The following is a 12564-nucleotide window of genomic DNA, read 5'->3' as shown; positions in this document are numbered from 1 at the left end:
GGCGTTGTTGCGCCTCCTTGCCGTACTTCATCAGTACTGTCTGCGTCGGCACGCCTAGCCAGGTGGGTTTTGTTAGCGGCTCTAGGCCAGGGGTGAAAAATCAGGGGTAAAAAATCAGGACCCGGTAGTTGGCCGTCGGGCGCTGGGACTGGAATCGTACCCGAATCGGCAGCTCGGCGCGGGCGGGCAGACCTGACGTGCCGTATGCACTGTCGGTCGGGTTCAGGTAGTCGTTGGGCAACAGCGCCCGGCGTGAGAGCAGTTGGTCCTGTAGATCGGTCGTCACCAGCTCGATGGCTGGCAAGGCGACCGGGTTGCCGGCACGGTTGCGAAGCGTGGCGGTCAGCACGTACTGGTCGGATGCATCACCTTCCTGGCGCTGCAACTGCGACGATTCGATCTGCAGCGCGTCGAGGTCGCGCGGCGGGGTGATCTTGCAATGCAGCGGTTGGCACAGCGCTTCCCATAGCGGGCGTGTGGACGGTGCGCGGCGTGCGATTTCCGAACGGCCCAGAAAGAGCGCCTGTGCCACAGCCAATACGATCAGAAAGCCGATCGCAATGCGCGCCATCGCACGGCGCCCCGTCGACTTGCGCACCTGCTCGCGTGCCTGCGCGGCGCGCAAGAAATCGAGTGTGGCGGCCGAGACACCGTGGTTCGGCCCGCGTGTCTTGCGCGGGCGTGGTGCGCCGGTCAGCGTACGCTGCGGCGTCGGGCCGTCGTGTTCATCATGCGCGCGGCGCGCGTGATGGTTCCGGCGCGGCACCGGCGCAAATATCGTGTGCGGATCGGTCTCGTGACGCATCCAGACCGAATCGTGCTTGTCCTGTTTCTCTGCGGCGGCGGGTGCCGGTGCGAGCGCTTCCGGCTTCGCTACCGCAGGGGCGGGTATGGCGGTGACGGCTGGCGCGAGCGGTAAATCTGCCGACGGTTGTTTGGGCAGGGCGGCCGCGAACGCATCTTCGTCGTCCTCGAACTCACGGATCGGCGGTAGGCCGTGGAACGGATCCGCCGGTGCTGCGGGCGCAGCGGTGGGTACGTCGGCGGCAGGTTCAATGGCTGCTGGTGCAGGTTCGTCTGCGGCTTCAACTTCGGCTTTGGCTTCGGTCCGTGCTTCATCCGCCAGCGGGCGCGTATCGGGCGCGGTGGAATGCGCGTCCGGAATGGGCGTCGCACCCTCGACTACGCCCAGATGCACTTCGGCAACGTCTTCCTCCCAGATCAGCGTCATGCCGAAGCCGTGGTCGTCTTCGGCCGTGGGCGTTGCCGGAGAAGCTTCGGCGGGTGCTTCAGTCGGCGGAGTGGAGGGTTCTGCGGGTACGGGTGCGGGCGCGGTTCCAACGGCCGGTACACGCGGATCCACTTGCTGCGGTGCTGGGTCAGCCGGTGTTGCTGTCGGCGGCGTGGGCGTAGCGCCCAGCTCGATCAGGTGTGCGCGCCCGTCAAAGACGTGATTGCAGCGCCCGCAACGGACGAGTCCGCCGCGCAGCCGAAGCTGATCGGCGACGACGCGGAATGCGGTTTGGCAATTGGGACAGCGGGCGGCCAAACGTGGCGCAGCTTGTGGCGCGGATGCCATGCAGAACAAGGAGAAGAAAGCCGACCGCGCGAGTATTGCAGACAGTGACGCCAGCGTCGACCTTTGCAGGTGACGCCGGCGCCTAATGTTGCGAACAATGCCGTGAAATTACGCGGGTTTCACACCGTGCAGGCAGACCCAGCCGTCACGTGCGCGCCACACCGTGAGTGGAATGGCGGACGCATACGCCGCGGCAACTTCCTCTGCCTGGCGCTCCAGCACGCCTGACAGGATCAGCCGGCCGCCCGGGCGCACGCGCGCACACAGCATGGCCGCCATCAGCTTGAGCGGATTCGACAGGATGTTGGCGACGACCAGATCGAACGTACCTTCCGGCGCATCATCGGGCAGGGCGAACGTGGCTTCGACATGGTTGCGCTCGGCGTTGTAGCGCGACGCTTCCACGGCGTTCGGGTCGATATCGACGCCGACGGTCTCACCGGCACCGAGCTTCTTGGCGACGATGGCCAGGATGCCCGAGCCGCAGCCGTAGTCGAGCGTGCGCTCGCCGGGCTGCACGTGCTGCTCCAGCCATTCCATGCACAGGCGCGTGGTCGGGTGGCTGCCGGTGCCGAAGGCGAGGCCGGGGTCCAGCTCCAGCACCACGGCGTCGGGTTCAGGCGCATCGTGCCACGAGGGCACGACCCAGATATGCTCGCCGATGTGGATCGGCTCGAACTGCGATTGCGTGACGCGCACCCAGTCCTGCTCTTCGACTTCGCGCACGGTGTATGCGGGGATGGGCGAGAGCTTGATCTCGTTGGCCGCAGCCGCCACCAGCAGAGCAGGATCGGCATCTTCAGCCAGCAGCGCGACCACGCGCGAACGGTTCCACGCCAAGCGGGTCGGCTCGTGGCCGGGCTCGCCGAAGAGCGGCTGTTCTTCCGGCGTGTCGGCATCGGCGTCTTCCACCGAGACTGACAGGGCGCCCAGGTCGAACAGCGCCTCGGACAACGCTTCCGCGTCGTCGCGAGACACCTCAAGTACGCATTCGCGGTACGTCACTTGCCGCCACCCTTGGCCACTTCCTGTTGCGCCAGACGGTGCTCCAGGTAGTGGATGTCGGTGCCGCCTTCGACGAAGTTGGCGTCGAGCATCAGGTCGCGGTGCAGCGGCACGTTGGTCGAGATGCCTTCCACCACCATTTCCGACAGGGCGATGCGCATGCGGGCGATCGCCTGCTCACGCGTGGCGCCGTACGTGATGACCTTGCCGATCATCGAGTCGTAGTTGGGCGGCACGAAGTAGCCGTTGTAGGCGTGCGAATCCACGCGAACACCAGGACCGCCCGGCACGTGCCACGACGTGATGCGGCCCGGCGACGGCGTGAACTTGAACGGATCTTCCGCGTTGATGCGGCACTCGATGGCGTGGCCCTTGAGCGTGATGTCCTTCTGGCGGAAGCGCAGCTTTTCGCCGGCCGCCACGCGGATCTGCTCCTGCACGATATCGACGCCGGTGATCATTTCCGTGACCGGGTGCTCAACCTGCACGCGCGTGTTCATTTCAATGAAATAGAACTCGCCGTTTTCGTACAGGAACTCGAACGTGCCGGCGCCACGGTAGCCGATCTTCTTGCAGGCCTCGGCGCAGCGGTCACCAATGCGCTCGATCAAGCGGCGCGCGATGTGCGGTGCGGGCGCTTCCTCGATCACCTTCTGGTGGCGGCGCTGCATGGAGCAATCGCGCTCGCCCAGCCAGACGGCATTGCGGTGCTGGTCGGCCAGGATCTGGATCTCCACGTGGCGCGGATGCTCCAGGAACTTCTCCATATAGACTTCCGGGTTGCCGAAGGCGCGGCCGGCTTCTTCGCGCGTCATGTTGACGGCGTTGATCAGCGCAGCCTCGGTGTGCACCACGCGCATGCCGCGGCCACCGCCGCCACCAGCGGCCTTGATGATCACCGGATAGCCGACCTTCTTGGCCGTTGCCAGGATTTCCTTCGGGTCTTCGGGCAGGGCGCCTTCCGAGCCCGGCACGCACGGCACGCCGGACTTAATCATGGCCTGCTTGGCCGAGACCTTGTCGCCCATCAGGCGAATCGATTCGGGCGTCGGGCCGATGAAGGTGAAGCCGGATTGCTCCACGCGCTCGGCAAAGTCGGCGTTTTCCGAGAGGAAGCCGTAGCCGGGGTGGATCGCCTGGGCGTCGGTCACTTCGGCGGCCGAGATGATCGCAGGCATATTCAGGTACGACAGCGGCGACGGTGCCGGGCCGATACACACGGCTTCGTCGGCCAGCTTGACGTATTTGGCTTCCTTATCCGCCTCGGAATAGACCACTACGGTCTTGATGCCGAGTTCGCGGCAGGCGCGCTGGATGCGAAGCGCGATCTCGCCGCGGTTCGCAATCAGGATCTTGTCGAACATCGTGTTCTCGCTACAAAAAGGGGAGGCGAGGGCGCTGTGTTGGGGCCGTTTTCAACGGACCTGTGCACTCGGTTGCGTCAACTCGCGCTCGGATGCGACGCGCTGGGCGTCGCACGATGAGGGTCGGATGCCGGAAGATCAGCCGATCACGAACAGCGGTTGGCCGTATTCCACAGCCTGGCCGTTGTCGATCAGGATTTCCTTGATCACGCCAGCCTTGTCCGCTTCGATCTCGTTCAGCAGCTTCATGGCTTCGATGATGCAGATGGTCTGGCCTTCCTTGACGGTGTCGCCCACCTTGACGAACTCGGCGGCGCCCGGCGACGGCGAGCGGTAGAACGTGCCGACCATCGGCGACGTCACGATATGGCCGGCCGGCAGGGCCGGAGCAGCGGCTTCAGCGCTGACCGCAGCCGGAGCGGCGGCGGCAGGCACGCCCACAGCGGGCGCGGCTTGCATCGGCATCGGTGCATATTGCATCGGGGCCATCACTTGCTGCGGTGCCGACTTGACGATGCGGACCTTACCTTCGCCTTCGGTCACTTCGAGTTCCGAAATGCCCGATTCGGCCACCAGGTCGATCAGCGTTTTCAGCTTGCGCAAATCCATGAGCGTTCTCCTGCAGCGTCGGCGATCTGGGGCAAAGAAGGGGCGCACGCGAATGGCTCTTCAGCGTACGTGCTCCAGGCGCTGGCGTCGTTGCGTTGGTTAAGTGATTGAGATGAAGGGGAAGAAGACGGCTGATCAGCCGCCGTGTTGATCGCTGTATTGGTCGATGCAGTAGTCGAGCGCGGCGACGTAGCCGCGCCAGCCCAGCCCACAGATCACGCCCACTGCTTGGTCCGCCAGATACGAATGGTGGCGGAACGGCTCGCGGCGGTGCACGTTGGACAGGTGGACTTCAATGTACGGAATCACCACCCCGGCCAGCGCATCGCGCAGGGCCACGCTGGTATGCGTGTAGGCCGCCGGGTTGATGATGATGAATTCAACGCCTTCGCTCTTGGCTGCGTGGATGCGGTCGACCAGTGCACCTTCGTGGTTTGACTGGAAGTGCGCCAGCGTCACGCCGCGCGCCTTGGCACGTTCGGTCAGGGCAGCGTTGATGTCGGCCAGCGTGGTTGCGCCATAGACTTCCGGTTCGCGCGTCCCCAATAAATTGAGGTTCGGACCGTGCAGCACGAGCACGTTGCGAAGCGCTTTGACGATCGGTTTGTCAGCCACGATTTGACTGGTTGAACGAAGTTGGGCGCAATTTACAGCAACTTAGAATGCTTTGTCTAGTTTTTGCTGAAAAGGGTTCGAGAAACTGGTGTTTTCACCGATCTTGCCAACGGCGCAGTCAATTTTGTGTAGAAAGAAGGGTAGTTACGCGCACATGACCGCCATATGACGATTTTGCATATTCACGTGCGCTGCAGTGCCTGACGCAGTTCGTCCGCGTGCACGCGGCCCATCTTTCGGAATGTAATTTCACCTTGTGCGTTAAGGATCACAGTAAACGGCAGGCCGCCCATCTCGTTGCCAAACTGCCGGCCCAGCTCCGTGCCGCTGAAACCGGCCACCGCAATCGGATAAGTGACAGGCACTTTACCCAGGAAGGTTTGGATATTGGTCGCCGTATCGATACCGATGCCGACAAACTTCACCTTGGCCTTCTGCTCCTGGGCGAGTGCGGACAACTCCGGCATCTCTTCCACACAGGGGCCGCACCACGGCGCCCAGAAGTTGATCACCACCTGCTGCCCGCGGAGTGCCGACAGGTCGATCGGCGTGCCGTTGGCGTCCGGCAGCTTGCTGCTGTAGAAGGCGACGACGACATCATTGGCCGGCGCCTTTGGTTCGGTGGCCTTGTGTCCGGTGTAGATGCCCAGGGCTGCGGCGATCGCGCCGGCAATCAACAAGGCAATCAGGGCGGTACGGCGGGACATGGTTCGGGCGGTCTCTCTATATAGACAGAGGCGAAGCGTGCCGGATTGTACTCCTCTTGGTGGACTACCCCTTCGAGAGGAGGGCGCGCACGGCTGCGGCATCTCCGCGCGCAGCTTTGCCGCCGGCGTCTGGGCGTCGGGCGCCGCGCACATCGTTCATGTCATAGAGGGCAATGTGCACACCGACTGGCGTACCGGTTTCGGTGCGCAGTTCCTGAGCGAGTTCGCGGGCTTCGCGGCTCGCGGGCCACTGGCCACGCCACAGGAAGCTGAGTGTTTCCACCTCGTCGCGGCCCGCGAAGTGAGCGCTCTCTGTTGTGTCGAAGTCCACGCCTGCATTGAGCAGGAAGATCGCCACGTCCTTCGGACTATCGCAGAAGACCTGCAGGTGGATGTCGGAGTGCTCGCTGGCGGTGCCGTTGAAGACTGCGCCGGCCAGGTACGGATTGTGCACCTGCAGCCCCTCCATCAGCACCAGCGCGATGCGGCGCAGCAGCGCCAGCACGCGCGGCTGGGAATCGGCCTGGAACAGCGCCTGGTATTCGCGGACTTCGGTTTCGACCTGTTCGTTGTCGGGCAGCCATTCGCCAGCGGCGCGTGATTCTGAGCCGAGCACCTGGCGGGCGGCCTTGCGCTTGGCCGTGGCGTAATCGGCACCGTCCTCCGCGATCATGCGGGCGGCGACGGCGGCAATTTCTTCCCGAACGCGGGTCGGATCGAGGAGGGGGCGTTTGGATGACATGATTTCTATTTTACTGAACCGCGCGCGTCTGCCCGTGGGCATGCCCGGTACAATGCCGCGCAACGTAGTTGAGATGGCTCCCATGCATATCCACATCCTTGGAATCTGCGGCACCTTCATGGGCGGCATTGCCCTGATCGCCCGCCAGGCCGGTCACCGTGTTACCGGCTGCGACGCCAACGTCTACCCGCCGATGAGCACCCAGCTCGAAGCCCAGGGCATCGAGCTGATCGAGGGTTTTGACCCCGAACAACTGTCGATCGGCGCGGATCTGTACGTGATCGGCAACGTGATCTCTCGCGGCAACCCGCTGATGGAAGCCATCCTGGATCGCAACCTGCCGTACGTTTCCGGCCCGCAATGGCTGGGCGATAACGTGCTGCGCCAGAAGTGGGTGCTCGCCGTGGCCGGCACGCATGGCAAGACGACCACCACCTCGATGCTCGCCTGGATCCTGCAGGACGCGGGCTACAACCCGGGTTTCCTGGTGGGCGGTGTGCCGCGCAACTTCGGGTTGTCGGCGCGGCTGACCGAATCCGACTTCTTCGTCATTGAGGCCGATGAGTACGACACGGCCTTCTTCGACAAGCGCAGCAAGTTTGTCCACTATCGCCCCCGCACGGCCATTCTGAACAACCTGGAGTTCGATCACGCTGACATCTTCCCGGATCTCGCCGCGATCGAAACGCAATTCCATCACCTCGTTCGCACTGTGCCTGGCCAGGGGCGTTTGCTTGTCAACGGCCGCGAAGACAGCATGAAGCGCGTGCTTGCGCGTGGATGCTGGTCAGAGGTCGAGTATTTCGGCGCAGAAGAGGGTGATGGCTGGGAAATTGCCAATCTGGGCGATGACGAAAATGCCGACGACAGCTTCGACGTGCGCTTCAACGGCCAGCTACAGGGCCGAGTGCACTGGGCCCTACAGGGCGACCACAATCGCATGAACGCGCTGGCCGCCATTGCCGCCGCGCGCCACGTGGGTGTGCCGACGCCTCAAGCGATTGAAAGCCTGGCTCGTTTCGAAAATGTGAAACGCCGCATGGAAGTGCGCGGCACCGTTGACGGCGTGACCGTCTACGACGATTTCGCCCATCACCCGACCGCTATCCGCACGACCATCGACGGCCTGCGCCGTCGCGTCGGTAGCGCGCGCATCCTGGCGGTGCTGGAGCCGCGCTCGAACACCATGAAGCTGGGTGTGATGAAGCAGGCGCTTCCCGAGAGCCTGACCGGCGCCGACCAGGTGTTCGCTTACGGTGCCGCCAGCGGCAAAGATGCCATCGGTTGGGATTTGGCCGGCGCGCTGGCGCCGCTGGGCGAGCGCGCGACGGCGTTCTCCGACCTGACCGCGCTGGTGGAGGCCGTGATCGCTGCTGCCCGCCCGGGTGACCACGTATTGGTGATGAGCAACGGCGGCTTCGGCGGCGTGCACCAGAAGCTGTTGGACGCGCTGGCTGAGCGTGTCGGTGCCGCCAACTGATCTAGATATGCCGGCTTCCATCGTCTATCTGCACGGATTCCGCTCGTCGCCACGCTCATTCAAGGCGCAACTGCTGGGCAAGCGGATGGCTTCGGTCGGACTGGCGGATCAGTATGTCTGCCCGATGCTGCCCGTCTCGCCGCGCGAGGCGATGGCTGAAGTTGAGGCGTTGATCGCTGACTTGAGTACGCGCGACGGTGCCAAACCGGTGCTGATCGGCTCATCGCTGGGCGGCTATTACGCCACCTGGCTGGCCGAGCGCCACGGCTTGCGTGCCGCGATGCTGAATCCGGCCACACGTCCGGAGCGGGATCTGGCCAAGTACGTGGGTGAACAGCCGCTCTGGCATGGCGGCGGCACGATCCGCGTCGAGCTGCATCATCTGGATGAGTTGCGTGCGCTGGCCGTGCCTGCCATTACGCAGCCCGAGCGGTACTACCTTCTGGCGTCGACCGGCGATGAGGTGCTCGACTACCGCGAGATGCTCGCCCACTTCCCGGGCGCCGCCACCCGCGTGATCGACGGCAGCGACCACGGCATCAGCGATTTCGCGCAATACATGGACGAAGTGTTCGTCTTCTGCGGCGTTCCTGCCGACTTGTTGGTTGCGCATCCGTTTGACGGCAACGCGTCCGCATGACCGAGTCTCCGTCGTACCCGCGCAGCCTCTGGCGCAGCGCGTTGCCGCCGGCTGTGGTGTATGACCGCCATTGGGCGCTCTGGGCTGTGGGCGCAAATTCACTGACGGCGCGCCTGCGTGCGGCATCGTCCACGTTTCGGGTGCAACTCCTTGGCCAGAAACGGGCGATGCCGTTACGGGACGAATGGCGCTGCCTCGGCATGGCGGGCCCCGCCGAGACGCTGGCGCGCGAGGTTTTGCTGATCTGCGACGACATCCCCGTTGTCTACGCGCACACCATCGTGCATCCGCGCAGCGTGGCGTTGGACTGGCCATTCCTGAAGGCACTGGGCACGCAGCCGCTCGGGCATTCGCTGTTTGCGGACCCCCGTGTCGCCCGGGGCGATTTTGAGTTTGCGTTGCTCGACACGCATCACCCGCTGGTGCGCCGCGCGCACCATGCGTTGAGTGATTCACCCATCACTGGCGTCGAGCGTTTGCCGGCGCGGCGTTCCGTGTTCCGGCGCGGGGCGAGCGCGATGCTGGTGACAGAGGTGTTCTTGCCGGCACTGGCCGGGTTCAAGCCGCCAAGGTAGGCGCGAAGTTGGCGTATTTTCGGCGGTTCGGACGCCGTCCCAGTGCGGTATCATCGCCCCCAACTTTTTGTCGCCGCGCACCGGGTTTCTGACATCCGGGTGCACGGTCAGTCCATCTCATTCAAAGCGGCGCTCGCTTATGCGAGTGCGGCAATCCAGACATATCCATGCAGTTGCTGTTTGAAGAAGGCGGCGAGATCCGCGCAGGCACCGTTTTGTCCCAACAAGGCGAGGCCTATCAGGTCGAGTTGCCGAGCGCCAAGCGCACCAAGGTCAAGTCGCGCGATGTGTTGCTGCAGTTTGCCCAGCCATCGGCCGGTGAACTGTCGAAGGCCGCGCACGCACTGTCGACGGACATCGATCTGGATTTCCTCTGGGAATGCGCACCAGCTGACGAGTTTGGCTTTACCGACCTGGCCGGCGAGTACTTCGGCGCGGGCGCAGATGCCACGCAACAGGCTGCGCTGGCAATTGCACTGCACGGTTCGCCCATCTACTTCCGCCGCAAGGGCCGTGGCCGCTACCAGCGCGCGCCCGAAGACCAGCTCAAGGCGGCGCTTGCCGCTGTGGAGCGCAAGAAGCAGCAGGCCGCCCTGCAGGCCGAGTACGAAGCCGAACTGAAGGCGATGCGTCTGCCCGAATCGTTCCGTGGCAAGACGCTGCAACTGCTGTTCAAGCCTGATAAGAACAGTCTCGAGTTCAAGGCGCTCGACGCGGCGTGCACGGCGCTGGGACTTTCGCCGATGCGGCTCATGGTTGCTGTGGGCGGTATCGCCAACGCACGTGCGCTGCACGAGGCACGCTTCCTGTCGGAGTGCTTCCCGAAGGGCACTGGTTTCCCGGATGTGACCGTGCCGGAGCCCGCGCTTGAATTGCCGGCCGCCGACGTGCGCGCTTTCTCGATCGATGACGTGACCACCACGGAAATCGACGACGCCATCTCCGTCACCCCCATTGACGATGCCACCGTGCGCATCGGCATCCACATCGCGGCGCCGGGTTTTGGTATCCAGCGCGGCGATGCCTTGGATGCGATTGCGCGCCAGCGTCTGTCGACCGTGTACTTCCCGGGCGACAAGATCACGATGCTGCCGGAGTCGGTGGTCGATCGTTACACGCTGCAGGAAGGGCGCGCGTGCCCGGCGCTGTCGCTCTATGCAACGGTCGACCGCGCCACATGGACGGTCACCGCCAGCGAGACCCGCTGCGAATCCGTGACCGTGGCGGCTAACCTCCGCCACAACCTGCTCGACGATGTGATCACCGCTGAGGCGCTGGCCGATGGCTCGGGCGACTATCCGTTCAAGGCCGAGCTGGCCGTGCTCTGGCCGTTTGCCTGCGCGCTGTACGACGGCCGTCAGCAGGCGCGTATCGCCAGCGGCCTCAAGCCCGAGGGCGCGCAGAAGGGCGACTACTCGTTCTATATCGACCCGATTCCCGAGGCCGAAGGCGGTGGCGAGCGCGTGCGCATTGAACAGCGCAAGCGCGGCTCGCCGCTGGACAAGATCGTCGCCGAGATGATGATCCTGGCCAACAGCACTTGGGGCCGCATGCTGGCCGACGCCGGCGTGCCGGGCATCTACCGCACGCAGAAGGCGTGGGGCATGCACCGCACGCGCATGCAGACGTATCCGGCGCCGCACGAAGGCCTGGGCGTGGCGCAGTACGCGTGGAGCACCTCGCCGCTGCGCCGCTATGTCGATCTGGTCAACCAATGGCAGATCGCGGCGGTGGCGCAGCACGGTGTGACCGCCAAGCTGATCGCCCCATTCAAGCCGAAGGACGCCGACCTGCTGGCCGCCGTGGCCGACTTTGAAGGCACCTACGCCGCCTATGCCGACCATCAGTCGACCATGGAACGCTACTGGTGCCTGCGCTGGCTCAAGCAGGAGCAGCGCACACGCATGCAGGCCGTGGTGCTCAAGGAAGGCGCCGTGCGCTTTGCCGACATTCCGTTGGTGACCAAGGTGCCGGAGCTGGCACAAACGGCGCGTGGCACGCACGTCGTGCTCGACATTCTCGACACCGACGAGATCAGCCTGGAAGTGTCGTGCCGCGTGGTGGAAGTGCTTGCCCCGGCTGCCGGTGCAGAGGCCGAAGCCGCGGCCATCGAAGAAGAACTGGCCGAAGCGGAAGCCGCGGCTGCCGAGGTGGATGCGCCGGCTGAACCACAACCGGCCGCTGATGAGGAAGAGGCCCGCGCGGAAGCTGATCCTGCTGTGGCGTCGCCGCCGCAGGACGGTGAGAGCGGTGGAACGCCTGCCGCTGCCTAACTACAATCGCAGTCTGATTTTCCTCTCGCGCGTTACCCTAGGAATCGCCCCTCATGGCCGCCCTCGCAAACCGTCCAGACTGGTCCGGCAGCAGCACGCTCACCAAGGCATTGGTGGTGTCGCTCGCCGTGCACGTTCTGCTGCTGTTCGTGCGCGTGGTGGCGCCCGAGGCCTTCGACATCAAGCGCGATGATCCGGGGCTGGACGTGGTGCTGGTCAACGCCAAGTCGTCTACCGCGCCGGCCAAGGCAACGGCGGTGGCGCAGGTCAATCTGAACGGCGGTGGTGAGTTCGATCAGCAGCGCGCCACCACGCCGCTGCCTGCCGACACCAACGAGCAGACCGGCGATGCCATCAAGCTCACGCAACGCCGTGTCGAATTCCTGGAGCAGGAACAGCGCCGCCTGCTGACGCAGTCGAAAGACCGCGCGCCGATGGTGAACGATCGCCAGGTCAAACCGGGTGAGCGCCCGGTGCCGTCGCCCACCAACGGCACGGACGACCGCACCACGCAGGACGAAATCGCGCGCCTGCAGGCCGAGATCGACCGCAACCTCGAGAACTACGCCAAGCGCCCGCGACGCAACGTGCTGACCGCCGCCAGCGCGCGCCAGGTCGATTACGCCCGCTACTACGATGCCGTGCGCCGCAAGATCGAAGTGCGCGGCACGGCCAACTTCCCGAGCCAGAACGGTCGCCCGCTGTATGGTGAACTGATCCTCGTGATCAGCATCAACCGGGAAGGCCAGCTCGGCTACAACCAGGACGGCTACAAGATCGAAGGCATCGAGATCGCCAAGAGCTCGGGCAACCCGGCGCTGGACCGCCAGGCGGTGGCCATCGTGCGGTCGTCCGCGCCGTTTGGCGGCTTCCCGGCGGAGATGCGCAAGCGCGTCGACATCCAGGATGTGGTCGCCACCTTCAAGTTCACCCGCGCGGGCCTGGAAACTCACTTGCAGACCCGCTGAGGTCGTT

12 protein-coding genes are annotated in these 12564 nt (G+C 64.6%); 5 read left to right on the top strand and 7 right to left on the bottom strand.

The features are described 5' to 3' along the window. Positions 1-100 precede the first annotated feature (100 nt). The 7 genes from C404_RS48510 to C404_RS48480 all read right to left on the bottom strand — a co-directional run bounded on the left by C404_RS48510 (position 101) and on the right by C404_RS48480 (position 6621). The gene (locus C404_RS48510) at positions 101-1579 is read right to left on the bottom strand and encodes a DUF3426 domain-containing protein (RefSeq protein ID WP_031329718.1); all 1479 of its coding nucleotides are present in this window, start codon (positions 1577-1579) and stop codon (positions 101-103) included. Between the two features lie 108 nt (positions 1580-1687). After that, positions 1688-2584, bottom strand: a complete 897-nt coding sequence (gene prmA, locus C404_RS48505) for a 50S ribosomal protein L11 methyltransferase (protein WP_021196044.1) — start codon at positions 2582-2584, stop codon at positions 1688-1690. Next, complete coding sequence (gene accC / locus C404_RS48500) at positions 2581-3948, bottom strand: acetyl-CoA carboxylase biotin carboxylase subunit (RefSeq protein ID WP_021196043.1); 1368 nt, start codon at positions 3946-3948, stop codon at positions 2581-2583. The genes prmA and accC overlap by 4 nt, the downstream gene beginning before the upstream one ends. 138 nt (positions 3949-4086) lie before the next feature. Beyond that, on the bottom strand, positions 4087-4557 hold the full coding sequence (gene accB, locus C404_RS48495; RefSeq protein ID WP_021196042.1) for an acetyl-CoA carboxylase biotin carboxyl carrier protein: 471 nt from the start codon (positions 4555-4557) through the stop codon (positions 4087-4089). Positions 4558-4692: 135 nt separating this feature from the next. Beyond that, positions 4693-5172 carry a type II 3-dehydroquinate dehydratase gene (gene aroQ / locus C404_RS48490; protein WP_021196041.1) on the bottom strand — a complete coding sequence of 160 codons (480 nt, stop codon included), beginning with the start codon at positions 5170-5172 and terminating at the stop codon, positions 4693-4695. Between the two features lie 182 nt (positions 5173-5354). Beyond that, positions 5355-5879, bottom strand: coding sequence for a TlpA family protein disulfide reductase (locus C404_RS48485; RefSeq protein ID WP_021196040.1), 525 nt, complete (start codon positions 5877-5879; stop codon positions 5355-5357). A 64-nt stretch (positions 5880-5943) separates the two neighbouring features. Further along, complete coding sequence (locus tag C404_RS48480) at positions 5944-6621, bottom strand: hypothetical protein (RefSeq protein ID WP_031329717.1); 678 nt, start codon at positions 6619-6621, stop codon at positions 5944-5946. 82 nt (positions 6622-6703) lie between these two features. On the opposite strand from C404_RS48480, the gene mpl reads away from it, so the two are divergent. The 5 genes from mpl (at position 6704) to C404_RS48455 (ending at position 12557) form a co-directional block, all read left to right on the top strand. Next, positions 6704-8101, top strand: a complete 1398-nt coding sequence (gene mpl, locus C404_RS48475; protein ID WP_021196038.1) for a UDP-N-acetylmuramate:L-alanyl-gamma-D-glutamyl-meso-diaminopimelate ligase — start codon at positions 6704-6706, stop codon at positions 8099-8101. Positions 8102-8108: 7 nt separating this feature from the next. Then, on the top strand, positions 8109-8741 hold the full coding sequence (locus tag C404_RS48470; RefSeq protein WP_021196037.1) for a YqiA/YcfP family alpha/beta fold hydrolase: 633 nt from the start codon (positions 8109-8111) through the stop codon (positions 8739-8741). Further along, on the top strand, positions 8738-9316 hold the full coding sequence (locus C404_RS48465; RefSeq protein ID WP_021196036.1) for a chorismate--pyruvate lyase family protein: 579 nt from the start codon (positions 8738-8740) through the stop codon (positions 9314-9316). Before C404_RS48470 ends, C404_RS48465 begins: the two co-directional genes overlap by 4 nt. Before the next feature lie 167 nt (positions 9317-9483). Continuing rightward, entirely contained in the window at positions 9484-11589 is a 2106-nt protein-coding gene (locus C404_RS48460) for a ribonuclease catalytic domain-containing protein (RefSeq protein WP_021196035.1), read from the top strand. Positions 11590-11642: 53 nt separating this feature from the next. Further along, positions 11643-12557: an energy transducer TonB family protein gene (locus C404_RS48455; RefSeq protein WP_021196034.1), complete on the top strand. Its 915-nt coding sequence runs from the start codon at positions 11643-11645 to the stop codon at positions 12555-12557. Positions 12558-12564: the final 7 nt, after the last annotated feature.

It is taken from the genome of Ralstonia sp. AU12-08 (assembly GCF_000442475.1).
Classification (GTDB): Bacteria; Pseudomonadota; Gammaproteobacteria; order Burkholderiales; family Burkholderiaceae; genus Ralstonia; species Ralstonia insidiosa.
Note: the sequence above shows the minus strand (reverse complement) of the source record. Positions and strands in the feature narration are given on the sequence as shown.